This is a genomic window from Moritella sp. F3 (assembly GCF_015082335.1).
In the GTDB taxonomy this organism is placed as follows: domain Bacteria; phylum Pseudomonadota; class Gammaproteobacteria; order Enterobacterales; family Moritellaceae; genus Moritella.
Genome location: NZ_BLRL01000003.1, coordinates 370,325 through 388,517, shown reverse-complemented (window position 1 = coordinate 388,517; position 18,193 = coordinate 370,325). Strand labels below are relative to the sequence as shown.

The window sequence follows — 18,193 nt, the reverse complement described above, 5'->3', positions numbered from 1 at the left end:
TTAAAGGTAGCTATCACACTGATTTTTAACACATGTTTATTCGACCTCTGTCACATCAAAAATACTCGAAAGAAAATAAAATAATTCCGATTTTCGCTCGAACGAACATCACACCCTATAAAATGGTTATTAAAAACCATCAACACGTTGAAACTCGAGGTTATAAATGTTTGGTATTTTCAAACCGAAAGAGCACATCGCTCGCTTACCCGCAGGTCAAATTGACTCTACTTATAAATTCTTACGTTGGCAGTTATTCTTTGGTATTTTCTTTGGTTATGCTGGCTATTATCTAGTCCGTAAAAATTTCAGTTTGGCCATGCCATACTTGATTGAACAAGGTTTTAGTCGTGGCGATCTTGGTGTCGCGTTATCGGCAGTATCCATTTCTTACGGCTTATCTAAATTTCTCATGGGCAGTGTCTCAGACCGCTCTAATCCACGCTACTTCTTAACCGCTGGATTATTAATGTCCGCCGCTGTTATGTTTACTTTTGGCTATATGCCTTGGGCAACAAGCAGTATCACCGCCATGTTCGTTTTATTGTTTCTAAATGGTTGGTTTCAAGGTATGGGTTGGCCAGCTTGCGGTAGAACCATGGTTCATTGGTGGTCAAAGAAAGAACGTGGTGAGTTAGTTTCAGTTTGGAATGTCGCGCATAATGTTGGTGGCGGCTTAATCGGCCCTATGTTCTTACTCGGGCTGTGGGCATTCAACGATGACTGGCATGCCGCATTTTATGTCCCCGCTTTCTTTGCTGTCATCGTAGCCGTCTTTGTCTGGTTTACAGTACGTGATACGCCACAATCTTGCGGATTACCACCAATCGAAGAATACAAAGATGACTACCCTGATGATTACAGTAAAGATCATGAACAAGAAATGACAGCAAAAGAGATCTTCTTCAAATACGTACTCAATAACAAACTGCTGTGGTCTATCGCCATTGCTAATGCCTTTGTTTATATGATCCGTTACGGCGTTTTAGATTGGGCTCCAGTGTATCTAAAAGAAGCAAAAGGTTTCACTGTAGATGGTTCTTCTTGGGCTTATTTCTTATATGAATGGGCCGGTATTCCAGGCACCCTACTTTGTGGTTGGATCTCGGATAAATTATTCAAAGGTCGCCGTGCTCCTGCTGGAATATTATTCATGGCATTAGTCACCATTGCTGTACTTGTTTATTGGTTCAACCCTGCAGGTAACCCGATGATCGATATGGCAGCACTTATTGCGATTGGCTTCCTAATTTACGGTCCTGTAATGTTGATTGGCTTATATGCTCTTGAGCTTGCGCCTAAGAAAGCGGCTGGTACAGCGGCTGGATTAACAGGTTTATTTGGCTATCTCGGTGGTGCTGTCGCTGCAAATGCAGTGCTTGGTTATACTGTTGACCATTTCGGTTGGGATGGTGGTTTCATGGTCTTAGTCGGCTCTTGTTTTGCATCTATCATTTGCTTGGCTTACGCCTATGTCGGTGAAAAGCGTTTCCACAATAACAAAAATGGTGATGTAGCAGCTGCATAGCGAGGCAGTATTCTAAGGAATATTTTAGTTACTACGCTAAGTACTACATAATATATATAAATAACAATACAAAAGGCTACAGCATTGTAGCCTTTTTCGACATAAAATTTAAATTAGCACTTAATTAGAAATTAACTGCTACTTTTCATAGCAAGCCTGCTGCTGTTTATCCATCGCTTTTAGTACGTCACGACGTGAAATAACGCCAACCACCACACCATGCTCGTTAATCACAGGGTAGCTCTTAGGTTTTGCTGATACCATTTTCTGTGCTAATTCAATAATACTGTCTTCAGACCGAGCTGTGAGCACATCAGATTTCATCAAGTCGCCAACAATCGCGACTTCTTCACAGTAATAACTCGATTCCAATAACGTTGCTAAACAATCCTGTTCCGAGACCCAGCCCACCAGTGTATCGTTATCATCCACAACAGGAGCACCAATATGAGCTGATTTCAATAGTTTATCAACGGCTGTTGCGACAGGCATATTTACAGTTAACTTGACTGGCCGTAACTGCATATAATCAGATACTTTTAAAGAATTCATTCCCTTACCCCTTTAACCTATAAACCAATTTTGAATAATACATAGCTATTACTTAACCTAAGCATAGGTTATATGGTTATTTCTACCATCAAGACCTTAAAATGGCTGAAATTAGTTTATTTACGACATTCATAAGCAGTAAAATAAAAAAATCTAACATATTGTAAAAAATAAATAACCCCATAAAAACCAAATACAGCCACATCTAAAACTGCATTTTAGTCATTAACCGATATTTAACACTGCAATTATTAGGTGTGCCGATATTATAGGAAGGCGGGCATTTAGAATTACAACGCTTTATGAAATTATGTTCTTGAAGAACGTCACACAATTGTCATAGTATCAAGGCATAAGAAATACAAATATCTCGGTTGATGAGAAGGGAAGCAAAGCAATGAAAAAAACAATGTATGAAAAGATTTGGGATTCGCACTTAGTTCATGAGCCAGAGAATGGAACTCCAATACTTTATATCGATCGTCATTTGATGCATGAAGTAACAAGCCCTCAAGCGTTTGAAGGTTTAAAAATTCAACAACGTCCAGTACGTAACAAACACAGTATTCTAGCAACAATGGACCACTGCGTACCAACGGTTGATCGTCACTTACCAATTAAAGATCCAATTGCTGCTAAACAGATTCAAACAATGGCAGATAACTGTGATGAACACGGCCTACTAATTTATGACATGAACAATGCTAACAACGGTGTTATTCATATTGTCGTTCCTGAACATGGCTTCATCCACCCAGGTATGACAGCTGTTTGTGGTGATTCACACACAGCAACACACGGTGCATTCGGTGCGTTAGCATTCGGTATCGGTACGTCTGAAGTTGAACATGTAATGGCAACTCAAACGTTACAACAGAAAAAATCTAAAACGATGCTAGTAAGCATTGAAGGTAAACTATCTAAATTTTCTACCGCTAAAGATATCGCTCTTGCTGTTATTGGTAAGATAGGTACAGCTGGCGGTACAGGTCATGTTATTGAATTCGCGGGGTCAGCAATCCGTGAGTTAACAATGGAAGGTCGTATGACCCTTTGTAATATGGCTATTGAAGGTGGCGCTCGTGCAGGTCTAATCGCACCAGATCAAACTACTTTCGATTACATTGAAGGCAAAGAGTTTGCACCGAAAGGCGATCATTGGGCTGCTGCACTAGCATACTGGAAATCACTGCCAACAGATGACGGTGCTGTATTTGATACCGTTATCGAATTGGCCGCTGAAGATATCGCACCACAAGTGACTTGGGGTACATCACCTGAACAAGTTTCACCTGTGACAGCAAACATCCCATCTCCAGCTGATTTTGATGACGTAATCAAATCATCTGCATGTAAAGGCGCGTTGTCTTACATGGGCATTACTGCTGGCGCTCCAATCACAGATATTCAAGTCGATTTAGTGTTTGTCGGTTCTTGTACTAATGGTCGTATTGAAGATTTCCGTGCGATTGCAGAAATGACTAAAGGCAAAAAAGTAAGTGCTGCAGTACAAGCAATTGCGGTACCAGGCTCTTACCTTGTGAAAGAACAAGCTGAAGAAGAAGGCCTAGATAAGATCTTAATAGATGCAGGTTGGGAATGGCGTGAACCAGGTTGTTCAATGTGCTTAGCAATGAATGGCGATCAACTCAGTGACGGTCAACGTAGTGCATCTACATCAAACCGTAACTTTGAAGGTCGACAAGGTAAAGGTGGTCGTACTCACCTCGTATCTCCAGCAATGGCTGCCGCTGCAGCAATTGAAGGCCATTTTGTTGACATCCGTAACTGGGCGTAAGCTTTAGCACATTAGTGATCAAGGAATTAAAATGAAAGCATATAAAAATCATACTAGTGTTGCGGCATTGATGAATCGTAGTAACGTAGATACAGATCAGATCATCCCAAAACAGTTTTTGAAGAAAGTAGAACGTACAGGTTTCGGTATTCACTTATTCCATGACTGGCGTTTTCTAGATAACGGTGATGAAAACCCAGAATTTGAATTAAACAAACCTGCTTTTAAGGGTGCTAAAATCCTGGTAGCTGGCGATAACTTTGGTTGTGGTTCATCACGCGAGCACGCACCATGGGCTATCGAAGATTTCGGTTTCAATACTGTAATATCAACAAGCTATGCAGATATTTTTTATTCTAACTGTTTCAAAAATGGTATTTTACCGATTCGTGTGAGCAAAGACGAATTAGCAGCACTAATGGCTGAGATCGATGCTAACGAAGGTGTTGAATTCACGGTTGATTTACCAGCTCAAACAGTAACGACGCCCGGCGGTATTGTTATTGCGATTGAGGTTGATGAATTCCGCAAACAAAGCCTTATCGAAGGCGCGGATGATATCTCATGGACATTAAAGCATGAAGATAAGATCTCTGAATTCGAAGCAAAAAATAAGCAACAGTTTCCATGGTTATGGACTGAAGCGAGCTAATAATACAATTACAATCAACAATAGTGCGACCAAAGCACGATTGTTGATTCGACTGAATTAACGGCTAATCGCTATAAAGTGGATAACGATAAGCGGATGGCATCTCCCATCCGCTCTTTCCCTACAATTTGAAGCAGGTAGCAAATATGGAAATCATGCGCCCTCGAGTCCAGCTAATGGACACTACTCTTCGCGACGGAGAGCAAACCCAAGGTGTCTCCTTCACGCCCGACGAAAAAGTCAGTATTGCCAAAGCCCTACTCCAATCCCTGAATGTTGATCGTATTGAAGTCGCATCTGCACGTGTATCCTTAGGCGAAAAAAATGCAGTATCTTCATTAATGCAATGGGCAGAACAAGAACAAGTCGCACATCGTATTGAAATACTCGGCTTTGTAGACCACACCAAAAGTGTTGACTGGATCAAGTCCAGCGGTGCTAAAGTGATCAACCTATTAACCAAAGGCAGCGAAAAACACTGCACAGAACAGTTGCGTAAAAGCCCTGCTACTCATATTGCTGATGTAAGAGAAACTATCCATTATGCAATGGAACAAGATTTAACCGTTAATATTTATCTGGAAGATTGGTCTAATGGCTACAGCGATAACCCTGACTATGTTTATAACATGATCACCGCATTATCCGACCTGCCAATCCAGCATTATATGTTACCGGATACACTCGGCGTAATGTCACCAGATGAAGTTCATACCAGTCTGTCTGATATGATCAATCGCTTTCCGCAATTACAATTTGATTTTCACCCGCATAATGATTACGGCTTAGCGACCGCGAACGCCCTCACCGCAGCAAAAGCGGGGATTAGCGCTATCCATTGTACTGTTAACTGCTTAGGTGAACGAGCAGGTAACGCCTCGCTTGCTGAGGTAGCCGTAGTATTAAAAGACAAACTCGGTATTGAATCGTCCATCAACGAACAGCATATTCATCAGATCAGTCAAATGATTGAGAACTTCTCAGGCAAGATCACGCCTGCTAACGCGCCTATTATTGGCGCTGACGTGTTTACACAAACAAGTGGTATCCATGCTGATGGCGATAATAAAGGTGGCTTATATCAAACGGTGTTAGGCCCTGAACGGTTTGAACGTACACGCACCTATGCGCTCGGTAAGATGAGCGGGAAAGCATCGTTAGAAAAAAACCTAAAAGATTTGAGTATCGATCTTAGTGCTGCGCAAAAAACTAAATTGCTTGAACGCATTGTTACCCTCGGTGATCAAAAAGCGATCATTACCCCTGAAGACTTGCCATTTATTATCGCAGACCTACTAGAAAGTAAAGATTACTCACACATTGAATTACTTAACTGCTCGATCACATCAGGTCTTAATGTTGACTCAACGGCGAGTATTCGTATTCGTATTGGCGATGACATATACAAATCAGCTGGTTCTGGTAATGGTGGGTTTGATGCATTTAGTATGGCGATCGAAGCCATTATGCAAAAAGTAGATTTTGATCTTCCTAATTTAGAAAACTACCAAGTGCGTATTCCACCCGGCGGTAAAACCAGTGCTTTAACTGAAAGTTTTATCACGTGGCGACAAGGAGACTCAACTTTCCGTACCCGTGGCGTCAGTTCGAATCAGGTATTCGCAGGTATACAAGCAACAATGCGAATGCTGAATAAGCTACAACATGAAGCACTAACCGCATAACCACTATCCGTTAATAGACTTACGCTCACATTCATTGAGCGTAAGTCGAGCCCTACATCCAAAGTAATAACAGCTCTCGTATATGGCGATTAATCTTCGCTGGTAGCAATAATTATAAAGCGTTATTTTCAATCCAATTTAATCATATTCCAATTAAGCTATACTTTACTTATGTATCGCCAAATCAAAATTAACAATATAAAGACCCACAGAATAACGCTTGCCACCTCTCTTTCACTAACTCACGTACTGTTATTATTAATACATAATATTACGGCCACGATAATTGAAATAATAAAACGCTTATAAAACCGCAATTTAATTGCGCAGTTTTAAAATCAAAGTCTAGATTTAGAGTAGTAATAAGAAATAGTTCAAACTTGTCGATGCTAATTTTTGCGGATGCAAGTAATTACATTTGGGGGTTACCAATGGGTATTTTTGAACATTACCAGCAACGATACGAAGAAAGTCGTGAAGAAGAATATACGATACAAGAATTTTTAAATTTATGTCGTGACGATAAAACTGTATACGCATCTGCTGCTGAAAGATTATTAAACGCAATCGGTGAACCAGAAATGGTTGATACCGCGACAGATTCTCGCTTGAGCCGATTATTTTCCAACCGCGTAGTTGCACGCTATCCCGCTTTTAAAGATTTCTATGGCATGGAAGATGCCATAGAACAAATAGTGGCTTATCTAAAGCACTCCGCACAAGGATTAGAAGAAAAGAAACAAATTTTGTATTTATTAGGGCCTGTTGGTGGTGGTAAATCATCTTTAGCAGAAAAACTAAAAGACCTAATGCAAAATGAAGCGATTTATCGCATTAAAGGATCGCCAGTTAACGATCATCCATTTAGCTTATTTGACGTCAATGAAGATGCCAACATTTTACGCAGTGAATACGGCATTCCCACGCGTTACCTTGGTCATGTCATGTCCCCTTGGGCAGCCAAACGTTTAAAAGAGTTTGGTGGTGATATCAGTAAGTTCAAAGTGGAAAAAGTCCGCCCATCGATTCTGCACCAAATTGCGATAGCTAAAACCGAACCCGGGGATGAGAATAATCAAGATATTTCATCACTTGTGGGGAAAGTAGATATTCGTCAGTTAGAGCATTTTTCACAAGATGATCCTGATGCATACAGCTACTCAGGCGCACTGTGTAAAGCCAATCAAGGTGTAATGGAGTTTGTAGAGATGTTTAAAGCACCAATTAAAGTGCTCCATCCCCTACTTACCGCAACACAGGAAGGTAACTATAACAGTACCGAAGGCCTATCAGCCTTGCCTTTCGAAGGGATAATCTTAGCTCACTCCAATGAATCAGAGTGGCAAACATTCCGTAACAACAAAAACAATGAGGCCTTTTTAGACCGGGTATACATCGTTAAAGTACCTTACTGTTTACGTATTAGTGAAGAACAAGCTATCTATCGTAAACTGCTAGAAAATAGTGCGTTGCATAATGCTAAGTGTGCGCCAGGTACCCTCGATGCACTATCTCAATTTACTGTGTTATCACGTATCAAAGACCCTGAAAATTCATCTATTTACTCTAAAATGCGAGTTTATGATGGGGAAACATTAAAAGATACTGATCCAAAAGCAAAATCATATCAAGAGTACCGTGATTATGCTGGCGTCGATGAAGGTATGTCAGGGCTATCAACCCGTTTTGCTTATAAGATTTTGTCTAAAGTATTCAACTTTGATCATGTCGAAGTAGCAGCGAACCCAGTACACCTATTCTATGTGCTTGAACAGCAAATTGAACGCGAGCAATTCCCTCAGGATGTTGCCGACCGTTACTTAGAATTCTTGAAAGGTTACCTGATCCCGAAATATGTTGAGTTTATTGGCAAAGAAATTCAAACCGCATATCTAGAATCTTATTCAGAATACGGGCAAAACATTTTCGATCGCTATGTCACTTACGCTGACTTCTGGATCCAAGACCAAGAGTTCCGCGATCCTGATACAGGTCAACTATTTGATAGAGAAGCATTAAATAACGACTTAGAAAAAATTGAAAAACCAGCAGGTATCAGTAACCCGAAAGATTTCCGTAACGAAATCGTCAATTTTGTATTACGTGCCAGAGCCAACAACAGTGGTAAAAACCCTGCTTGGGTCAGTTACGAAAAATTGCGTACCGTTATCGAGAAAAAAATGTTCTCCAACACCGAAGAGTTGTTACCCGTTATCTCATTTAACGGTAAAACATCCACTGATGAACAACAAAAACATGACAATTTTGTAGCCCGTATGATGGAGAAAGGCTATACCAAGAAACAAGTTAGATTGCTGTCAGAATGGTATTTACGCGTACGTAAATCATCATAATAGACTTTGTTAGGGGGTATGAGATGGCACATTTTATTGATCGCAGATTAAACGGTAAAAATAAAAGTACCGTTAATCGACAACGCTTTATGCGTCGTTATAACTCACAAATAAAAAAGGCGGTATCTGATGCTGTAAACAATCGCAGTATCCAGGATATTACATCTGGAGAAAGTGTCAGTATTCCAACTCGTGACATCTCAGAACCTATGTTTCATCAAGGAAAAGGCGGTGATCGCACGATTGTTCACCCAGGTAATGATCAATTTATCACTGGCGATAAAATCAATCGCCCACCAGCAGGAGATGGCGCTGGTGCAGGTGGTGGAGAAGCCAGTGATAGTGGTGAAGGTAACGATGGTTTTAATTTCCAAATTTCAAAAGATGAATATCTAGACTTACTCTTTGAAGATCTAGAGTTACCTAACTTACAAGAGAACCAACTTAACAGTATTGTAGAGATGAAAACCCATCGTGCAGGTTATACTTCAAACGGTAACCCAGGGAATATTGCGATTGTAAAATCACTACAAAACTCATTAGCAAGACGAACAGCGCTCGCTGGCGGTAAAAAACGAAAAGTCAAAGCGCTAGAAGAGCAAGTTAATGAATTAACAAACCAAGGTGATATCGAAGGTCAATTTGTTGCAGAATTGAAAAAGGAAATTGCTGACCTAAAAGCACGGATCAGCAAAGTGCCTTTTATTGATACCTTTGATTTACGTTATAACAACTTTGAGCAATACGCAGTACCCAACAGTCAAGCTGTGATGTTTTGCCTAATGGATGTCTCTGGATCCATGGATCAACCAACGAAAGACATGGCAAAACGATTCTACATTTTACTCTATTTATTCTTAACCCGTACTTATAAAAAAATTGAAGTCGTTTATATACGTCACCATACGCAAGCAAAAGAAGTGGATGAACATGAGTTTTTCTATTCACAAGAAACAGGTGGTACGATTGTATCGTCAGCCTTGAAACTGATGGATAAAATTGTTACCGATAAATTCCCCGCAAATGAATGGAACATCTACGCTGCGCAAGCTTCAGATGGTGACAATTGGGCTGACGACTCCCCGCTATGCCGCAAGATTTTAGTCGACAAAATAATGCCGCAAGTGCGCTATTTCAGCTATATAGAGATAACGAATCGAGCACATCAAACATTATGGCGCGAATATGAAAAAGTAGCAGAAGAGTACTCTCAATTCGCCTTACAACACATTCGCCAGCTCGAAGATATATATCCTGTATTCCGAGAACTATTCAAGAAACAGGCCGCTTAGGGAGAATCTATATGTTAAAAGATGAAGTAAAGCAGCTTAGCGATGGTCCTGATTGGAACTTCCCATTACTTGAAGAATATCACGTCGAAATAAAACGAATTGCCGAACACTATCGACTTGATACTTACCCCAATCAAATAGAAGTAATCACCGCAGAGCAAATGATGGATGCTTATTCTTCAGTAGGGATGCCAATTGGCTATAACCACTGGAGCTTTGGTAAGAAATTCATTCAAACCGAACAAAGCTACAAACGTGGACAAATGGGGCTAGCATATGAAATTGTCATTAATTCCAGTCCTTGTATCGCTTACTTAATGGAAGAAAACACGATACCGATGCAAGCGTTAGTCGTGGCGCACGCCTGCTATGGCCACAACTCTTTTTTTAAAGGTAATTATCTATTTAAGTCATGGACAGACGCAGAATCAATTATAGATTACTTATTATTTTCGAAAAATTATATCGCTGAATGTGAACAAAAATACGGTATTGATGCCGTCGAAAACATTGTCGACTCATGCCATGCGTTAATGAGTTACGGTGTTGATCGCTATAAGCGTCCGAGTGAACCATCTTTAAGTGAAGAAAAACGCCGACAAAAAGAACGTACTGATTATTTACAAACCCAAGTCAACGAGTTGTGGCGTACCCTGCCCCAAAGCAATGAAAAAATTGAACCTGTTGAGCCAAATTACCCAGCAGAACCACAAGAAAACATACTGTATTTTGTAGAAAAAAATGCACCATTATTACAATCTTGGCAGCGTGAAATAATTCGCATAGTGCGTAAAATAAGTCAGTATTTTTATCCACAAAAACAGACACAAGTAATGAATGAAGGCTGGGCAACATTTTGGCATTATACCATTACTAATCACATGTATGACGAAGGCTTAGTAACAGATAAGTTTATGCTGGAGATATTACATAATCATACTAACGTGGTCGCTCAACCTGCTTATAACAGCCCTTATTACTCAGGTATGAATCCATACGCGCTTGGGTTTGCAATGTTTACTGATATTAGACGTATATGCGAACACCCTACAGATGAAGATAAAGCCTGGTTCCCTGATATTGCAGGCAGTGATTGGTTAGATACAGTGCACTTTGCCATGCAAAACTTTAAAGATGAGAGTTTTATTAGCCAGTATTTGTCGCCTAAGGTAATGCGAGATATGCATTTATTTTCAATCGAAGATAACGAAAATAGTAAACATATTGAAGTATCGGCAATTCATAATGAAGAAGGTTATCAGCAGCTGCGTAGTAAGCTATCAGCTCAATATAATTTAAGTAACAATGAACCTAATATTCAGATATTTAATGTCGACAGAAAAGGTGACCGTTCTTTAACGCTACGTTATGTACCACATCAGGATATACCGCTGGAGAGTAAATCAGCGCAAGAGGTGATGAGACATCTACATCGCTTATGGGGGTTTGATGTGAAGTTAGAGCAAGTGCTGGCAAATGGTAACATTGAGCTACTCTGTCAAAGTATAACGCCGACACCTTAAAAACAAAAAACCAGTCATTGACTGGTTTTTTTATATGACATCATTGCGTAGGTATTACTTAATGCGTTGTTCGAAAGCGACGCAAATATCATCCCATGTTTCATCACGATACTGCTGCCACAATAGACCTGAATTCATACCGTAATTACGAATAACATTTAAACTTTCATCAGCTTGGTTTTGCTGTGCGATCTCTTTCAATTCACGATAGAAATTTTTCGCCAGTGCACGTGCTTCAGGGTAATCAAAATATATTTTACCTAGAATACGATACATATTATCAAAGCCATTCAAAATCAATGCATACACTAAATTACCCGACAAAAAGGCTAATTTATGTAACATACTATAATCGTATGCGGTATAGGCCTCTTTATCATCTGCAAGCAGTTCTGCTTCATTTAGAATTTCGACTACACGTTCTGGATCACGTTTAATCGCAGCACGAATAAAAATAACACTAATGTTTGTACGTGCAGACAATAAATCACTGATCAACTCAGGTAAGCGCTCAGGGTCTAATCGCACTAAATCTTCTAGAATTGAAAGACTTGATGTTTCCCAAAAATTATTAACTTGAGTCGGCTTTCCGTGACGAATAGTGAGCCAACCATCACGTGCTAAACGTTGTAGTACTTCACGCAGCGTCGTTCTGGTAACACCAATAAGCTCAGAAAGTTCTCTCTCAGCAGGAAGAATAGATCCCGGCGGGAAACGATTCTTCCAAATAGATTCAATTAGATATTCTTCCGCGAAGCCAGCTGGGCTTTTAGCTTTAATAATACCGTCATTCTGACGCTTTTTACTTGTTGTTTTACTATTAGTAATATCCATTTAACTTCTCATTTGGAAATATAACAGGTTGTATCTTTTTGAATGTTAGCATTCACAGGCACATCCGACCAGATTTAAATTAGATCCTATCATTAGAATAATTATTTTCCGACTTAAATATTAAAATAGCTTTATTTGCAAAAACAATAATCTGTATCAATAAAAAGAATGGCGCACGTCACAAAATATGCTTAGAATGGCGCAAATTTTCTTATTCTTTAACCTTTTTATTGGACACCTCTCATGGACATCAGTCTTAGCACGGCAGCAAAGCTTAACTTCTTAGGTAACTCACCTCAGTGGTACAAAATTGCGATCATTGCTTTTCTTATTATAAATCCGATTATTTTTGCTATTGACCCATTTATTGCTGGCTGGGTATTAGTAATTGAGTTTATTTTTACGTTAGCGATGGCACTTAAGTGCTACCCACTTCAACCCGGTGGTTTACTTGCAATCGAAGCCGTTGCCATAGGCATGACATCCGCAGAGCAAGTTCAACATGAGTTAGTTAGTAACATTGAAGTATTATTGCTCCTGATATTCATGGTTGCAGGCATCTACTTCATGAAGTCATTATTGCTTTATGTTTTCACTAAATTATTGATTAACATTAAATCTAAAGCATTGCTGGCTTTGTCTTTCTCTGTCGTATCTGCATTCCTATCAGCATTCCTAGACGCACTAACAGTAATTGCCGTGGTAATTAGTGTTGCGATTGGTTTCTATAGTATCTATCACAAAGTAGCATCAGGCCGTGACTTTAAGCATGACCATGATCATACTGATGATGCAACGGTTAATGAATTAAAACGTCAAGATCTTGATGATTACCGCGCTTTCCTACGTAGCCTAATGATGCATGCCGGTGTTGGTACAGCACTAGGTGGTGTATGTACGATGGTTGGTGAACCACAAAACTTGATCATTGCAGAACAAGCAGGCTGGGACTTCCTTGAATTTGCATTACGCATGTCTCCTATTACAGTACCGGTATTTTTCTTTGGTCTACTAACTTGTTTCCTTGTAGAGAAATTTAAAGTATTTGGCTACGGAGCTGAATTACCAGCGGCAGTACGTACTATTCTTGTTGATTTCGATAAGTTTGAAGATGCAAACCGCAGCCAACGTGAACGTGTTAAACTTTATACACAAGCCGCTATCGGTGTTTGGTTAATTATTGGCCTTGCAATGCACTTAGCTGCTGTAGGCCTTATTGGTTTATCAGTGATTATTCTTGCTACTGCATTTAACGGCATAACTGAAGAACACGCACTAGGTAAAGCATTTGAAGAGGCACTGCCTTTCACTGCCTTACTTGCGGTATTCTTTACGATTGTAGCGGTGATTATTGATCAACAATTATTCATTCCACTTATTAATGCTGTACTGGCTGCAGACCCACATCAACAGCTACCGTTATTCTATTTAGCGAACGGTATTTTATCGATGGTGAGTGACAACGTATTCGTTGGTACTGTTTATATTACTGAAGTAAAAGCAGCACTAGTTAACGGTACAATTACTCGTGATCAGTTCGACTTACTGGCTGTGGCAATTAACACGGGTACTAACCTACCTTCAGTTGCAACACCAAACGGTCAAGCGGCATTCTTATTCTTATTAACATCAGCCGTTGCACCACTACTACGTTTATCATATGGCCGTATGGTTATCATGGCATTACCGTATACTATCGTGATGACGTTAATTGGTCTTGGTTCACTGATGTACTTCTTAGAACCTGCAACAGCAATGATGCTGGATATGGGCTTAATTACAGCGCATGTAGACAGTGCAGCAGATGTGATAAAATCAGCTGGTCACTAACTACACAGAGTTCCGATAATTAATTCGGTTTAAAAAACGTCGCTATATGCGGCGTTTTTTTATGCTTGATGTCAATTAATACTCACATAAGTTTTATTCTTACATAGTTTTACACTCTTGCGACAATATCAAAACTAACAATATGATATAACAGCGAGTAATCATTAAATTCACTTGAGATAATATATGTACCAGTTTATTTCTAACCTACCGAAACAACGCCTGCCTTGGGTTTTACTCGCGCTTACCGGCATGGGATTAGAAGCATCAGCCCTTTTCTTCCAATATGTAATGGAACTCAGTCCGTGCGTCTTATGCGTTTATGAACGTGTCACTATCATGGGGATTATTTTAGCCGGTTTAGTCGGTGCAATCGCCCCTGCCAATCCGTTCATACGTTTTAGTGGTTTTGCATTATGGTTTATCAGTGCAATCTACAGTCTACGTATTTCTATGGAACACGTAGACATTCAGCTTAATCCATCACCGTTTTCGACATGTGACTTTTTCCCTAACTTCCCAAGCTGGGCACCGATACATGAATGGGCACCGTGGATGTTCAATCCAACTGGATTTTGTGATGAAATCAGCTGGCAGTTCTTATCATATACAATGCCACAATGGTTAATTGTAACCTCTGTGATTTATTTAGCAGTTGCAGTGATTGTATTTAGTTGCCATATTATCGGCCTAATCAAACCGACTAAATAACAAGGATAGAATAATGAGTAAAGCAGAATTAACTCAAGCTCAGCAAGACCAACTGGACGCTAAAGTATTACAACGTTTATTAGCGCATTTGGATGATAACAAGCAAGTGCAAAATATTGATTTAATGATCCTTGCTGATTTTTGCCGTAATTGCTTAGGTAAATGGTATAAGTCTGCAGCTGATGAGCTGGAATTAGACGTATCTGCCGATCAAGCAAGAGAACGTATCTACGGTATGACGTATGCAGAATGGAAAGAAAATCACCAACTGCCTGCAACTGAAGAACAACTCGCTGCGTTTAATGCGAAACCTAAAAAGTAACATTTAATACTGAATGAGTAGTGAGCAGTAAGTGAATACTAAAAGGGGAGAATAAACGCGATGTTTATTCTCCCCTTTTCATTGCTATGCGATTACGATTTTTATGAATAGTGAATAGTATTAGTGCATAGCGCTATTCATGTATTAACCGTATTGACAAAGATATGCCGTTTCTTGCGCGACTTTAACTTGAAACTTACTGTCGGCCGGTACGTTAAATTGCTCACCAGCATTAAATGTTTGCCATTCAACTTTTCCAGGAAGCAACACAGTTAACGCCCCCGTGATAACAATCATCACTTCGGCTAACGCAGTACCAAATTCATACTCACCAACAGCCATCACGCCAACACTGGCTTCTTTGCCCGCTTCTTGAAATCCAATAGAAGCAACTTGACCATCAAAATACTGATTTATCTTAAACATCTAAAATCCTTTTATACGATTAACTTAATCTACAACTAAGTATTTAGAATAACCGAAAAAAAAACGGATGAACAGTACTCCGACCTAAATCCAAATTTTAGCCGAATCCTAAATCCGAATATAACCGATACTCGACCGAAATATAAAGAATGAATAATTCATCCATTATAATTAGAAATTATAATAACCGGTAAGTTGGATCATATTATCATCATTAAACGCTTTGTTAGCATAATCGTCATCGCTCACATTAAACCACCAACCTTCGACACCAACAGATAGCGCTTTAGTCACATTTACTTTCGCCTGAACTGAGCCATGCTGAGAGCCAAAGTCGAAATCATAATTATGGCCAATGAGTATTTCACTATCATTTAAGCCATTAAGGGTTACCCGTACCCCGGCAAAGATATCATTCTGGAAGCTATTATCAAAAGCACTTTCGCCATGTTGATCCCAGCTATATTCAGCTAATAAGTTAACGCCAAAATTTTGGTCTTGCATAAGCTTAAATTCCGAGCCGAACACCATAGCGCGTGTCGATTTATCTTCAACAACTTTATAAAGTACTTCCGCTTTTAATTCTATTCTGTTCAGATCAGCTTTAATATCAACTGATACTTGATCAATTAAGTTTATCTTCCAGACCGGATCGCCAACAGATTGAGTATCTAATTCCGGCGTCCTTGAATGACCACCAAAATAGCTCACACCAACATCTATATTCTTGAGCGTTTTACTATAACGTAATGCCAGATCGGGGTGATACTCCTCTCCCCAACCTTCATACTCATAACGATAATCATCCTCGAAACTAAAACGTGCGCCAGGTGTAGGCATGCTCGGCTCACGATAGCCAATCAATATCATTGCTTCAAGCAAGGCATCTTTAATATTCATGCCTAACCTAAACATAGGCTGACCTAACTTATCATCCCCATTAGGTGATTCGTTATAGTCAGTTTGGTTAACGATATCGACTAAATGGTGATTCTCCATCACTCCCCAATACACTTGATCAAAACCGATAGAAGCCTGCCATTTCTTAGTGATTACAGCGGCTTTTAGTTCTCTAAAATCAATATGAGTACGCTCACTATCGCGTTCATCAAGACGTAGGAATGGATGTGCGGTATACACCATATTGTTACGTTCTGATGACGCTTCCACGTGTGGCGATAATGCCACAGACACTTGATGATAAACCGGGTAAGGATAACCATTAGCAGCCGGTTGCGTTAGTGGGTCTGGTCGGTCTAAGAATATGCGTTGCTCCAAGCTTGCACTTCCCTTTACTTTTATTTCAGCGTTAACCTGTGTCATAACGCTCGATGTCATAAGGCCTAAGGTAATTAACCCGCAGCATTTGATTAATGATTTCAATTTTATTCCCCATCAAAGAAACCAGTCACTAGGGCGAAGTAGTAAACAACGATCCTTGTTGTCTCTTTATACTTAATAGATATACGTTCTTAATGAGTATCTCTTTGTATGCTTATACGAAGCAATTACTTTATAAAAAACCATACCTACAGAGTGGCTACAACTGGTACTTAATAGCCAAAAAGCATGAGGAAGATATAAAACTCAGCATTAAATCACTGACTAAGTGGAAATGTTGGTACAATTAGTGCTTAGTATTATTAATAGTAAATTCTTAAAATAACGACGTAAAAATGACACAAAGGAAACAACATGCGCTTTAAGTTATGCAGCATTATTTTATTGGCTTTCAGCCCACTTAGTCAGAGCTTTGCAAGCGGCTGGCTATTTGGTATGCATAATGACGTGATCTCAGATGAAGATGGTAATTATACCAATGCCGTATTTATCAATTACACTTCTGAAGCACCCGCTTTAAATAATCAATTTTGGCAAGCTTTAACGGCGTTTGATCCCAATGCCCTTAAATATGCCGTGAATTATCAGGTTGGTCAGCAAATGTGGACGCCTAGCGATATATCACAAACAACGCCTCAACCTGACGAACGCCCGTATGCAGGTTTGTTATTTGGCGAAGCAAGCGTCTTAGGTTACAGCAGCGTGAGCTCTTATCGTCTGTCATTACTATTTGGTGGCGTTGGTGAGCAATCAAGAGCTGGTGATACGCAGAAATATATTCATGAATTAATCGATGCAACGACCCCGCAAGGCTGGGATAACCAAGTTGAAGATGAGCTTGTTTATCAAGTGACAGTCGAAGCGGATCAACTCATTGGCCGCCCCCTTATGCTCATTGGTGAATCAGACTTGTCCGTTTACCAGCGCCTTGCTGTAGGCAATTATCAAAGTGAAGCCGCGTTCGGTAGTACTGTACGCTGGGGTGTTGATTTAGGTGCTAATTATAACAACCTCAGCCTGCACCCTCAGCGCTTGCAAGGTATGCTGTTAGCACCAAATAGTTCTGGCATCATGCTTTATGCAACTGCAGAGGTACGTTATCGATTTAATGATATAACGATCGAAGGTGATACACCCGATGTCGTCCCTGAAGTCACATTAAATAACTTACAAGGTACACTTGCTGCTGGCTTGCTCGCCTACTATCGTAATGTCGGCATTAAATTCAGTGTGGTCGCAATGAGTCCTGATTTTGAAGAAGATAAACATGAGGAATATATTGTTGGTAGTCTAGGTCTATTCTGGCAGTTTTAGCCAAACTTTCTTCTATAATGTATGAATTGTG

At 39.8% G+C, this 18,193-nt stretch carries 15 protein-coding genes; 11 read left to right on the top strand and 4 right to left on the bottom strand.

The window, feature by feature from the left end; all coding sequences use genetic code 11:
• The first annotated feature begins 166 nt into the window (after window positions 1–166).
• Window positions 167–1,528 (top strand): glycerol-3-phosphate transporter, encoded by a 1,362-nt coding sequence (glpT, locus tag JFU56_RS08015; RefSeq protein ID WP_198436756.1) that lies wholly within the window; start codon window positions 167–169, stop codon window positions 1,526–1,528.
• 138 nt (window positions 1,529–1,666) lie between these two features.
• Here the strand turns inward: glpT and JFU56_RS08010 are convergent, their stop codons facing one another.
• On the bottom strand, window positions 1,667–2,080 hold the full coding sequence (locus JFU56_RS08010) for a CBS domain-containing protein (protein ID WP_019442782.1): 414 nt from the start codon (window positions 2,078–2,080) through the stop codon (window positions 1,667–1,669).
• Between the two features lie 397 nt (window positions 2,081–2,477).
• Between JFU56_RS08010 and leuC the strand changes: the two genes are divergently transcribed.
• The 6 genes from leuC (at window position 2,478) to JFU56_RS07980 (ending at window position 11,384) form a co-directional block, all read left to right on the top strand.
• Entirely contained in the window at window positions 2,478–3,878 is a 1,401-nt protein-coding gene (leuC, locus tag JFU56_RS08005; RefSeq protein WP_198436755.1) for a 3-isopropylmalate dehydratase large subunit, read from the top strand.
• Window positions 3,879–3,909: 31 nt separating this feature from the next.
• Window positions 3,910–4,530 (top strand): 3-isopropylmalate dehydratase small subunit, encoded by a 621-nt coding sequence (gene leuD / locus JFU56_RS08000; protein WP_198436754.1) that lies wholly within the window; start codon window positions 3,910–3,912, stop codon window positions 4,528–4,530.
• A gap of 155 nt (window positions 4,531–4,685) precedes the next feature.
• Window positions 4,686–6,215, top strand: coding sequence for an alpha-isopropylmalate synthase regulatory domain-containing protein (locus JFU56_RS07995; protein WP_242065915.1), 1,530 nt, complete (start codon window positions 4,686–4,688; stop codon window positions 6,213–6,215).
• Between the two features lie 431 nt (window positions 6,216–6,646).
• A complete protein-coding gene (locus JFU56_RS07990) occupies window positions 6,647–8,569 on the top strand; it encodes a PrkA family serine protein kinase (RefSeq protein WP_198436875.1) in 1,923 nt (640 codons plus the stop codon).
• A gap of 23 nt (window positions 8,570–8,592) precedes the next feature.
• Window positions 8,593–9,861, top strand: a complete 1,269-nt coding sequence (locus tag JFU56_RS07985; protein WP_198436752.1) for a YeaH/YhbH family protein — start codon at window positions 8,593–8,595, stop codon at window positions 9,859–9,861.
• Between the two features lie 11 nt (window positions 9,862–9,872).
• Window positions 9,873–11,384 (top strand): SpoVR family protein, encoded by a 1,512-nt coding sequence (locus tag JFU56_RS07980; protein ID WP_198436751.1) that lies wholly within the window; start codon window positions 9,873–9,875, stop codon window positions 11,382–11,384.
• A gap of 54 nt (window positions 11,385–11,438) precedes the next feature.
• Here JFU56_RS07980 and fadR read toward each other — a convergent pair whose 3' ends face one another.
• Complete coding sequence (gene fadR, locus JFU56_RS07975; protein ID WP_198436750.1) at window positions 11,439–12,218, bottom strand: fatty acid metabolism transcriptional regulator FadR; 780 nt, start codon at window positions 12,216–12,218, stop codon at window positions 11,439–11,441.
• Between the two features lie 243 nt (window positions 12,219–12,461).
• On the opposite strand from fadR, the gene nhaB reads away from it, so the two are divergent.
• The 3 genes from nhaB (at window position 12,462) to JFU56_RS07960 (ending at window position 15,081) form a co-directional block, all read left to right on the top strand.
• Complete coding sequence (nhaB, locus tag JFU56_RS07970; RefSeq protein WP_198436749.1) at window positions 12,462–14,048, top strand: sodium/proton antiporter NhaB; 1,587 nt, start codon at window positions 12,462–12,464, stop codon at window positions 14,046–14,048.
• A gap of 186 nt (window positions 14,049–14,234) precedes the next feature.
• Window positions 14,235–14,759 (top strand): disulfide bond formation protein DsbB, encoded by a 525-nt coding sequence (gene dsbB / locus JFU56_RS07965; protein ID WP_198436748.1) that lies wholly within the window; start codon window positions 14,235–14,237, stop codon window positions 14,757–14,759.
• A gap of 13 nt (window positions 14,760–14,772) precedes the next feature.
• The gene (locus tag JFU56_RS07960; RefSeq protein ID WP_198436747.1) at window positions 14,773–15,081 is read left to right on the top strand and encodes a DUF1244 domain-containing protein; all 309 of its coding nucleotides are present in this window, start codon (window positions 14,773–14,775) and stop codon (window positions 15,079–15,081) included.
• A 144-nt stretch (window positions 15,082–15,225) separates the two neighbouring features.
• On the opposite strand, the gene JFU56_RS07955 is transcribed toward JFU56_RS07960, so the two are convergent.
• Together JFU56_RS07955 and JFU56_RS07950 are read right to left on the bottom strand one after the other, a co-directional pair.
• A complete protein-coding gene (locus JFU56_RS07955; RefSeq protein WP_198436746.1) occupies window positions 15,226–15,507 on the bottom strand; it encodes a pyrimidine/purine nucleoside phosphorylase in 282 nt (93 codons plus the stop codon).
• Between the two features lie 171 nt (window positions 15,508–15,678).
• Window positions 15,679–16,830, bottom strand: coding sequence for a hypothetical protein (locus JFU56_RS07950; protein WP_242065914.1), 1,152 nt, complete (start codon window positions 16,828–16,830; stop codon window positions 15,679–15,681).
• Between the two features lie 372 nt (window positions 16,831–17,202).
• Between JFU56_RS07950 and JFU56_RS07945 the strand changes: the two genes are divergently transcribed.
• The gene (locus JFU56_RS07945) at window positions 17,203–18,162 is read left to right on the top strand and encodes a lipid A deacylase LpxR family protein (protein WP_198436745.1); all 960 of its coding nucleotides are present in this window, start codon (window positions 17,203–17,205) and stop codon (window positions 18,160–18,162) included.
• Window positions 18,163–18,193 lie beyond the last annotated feature (31 nt).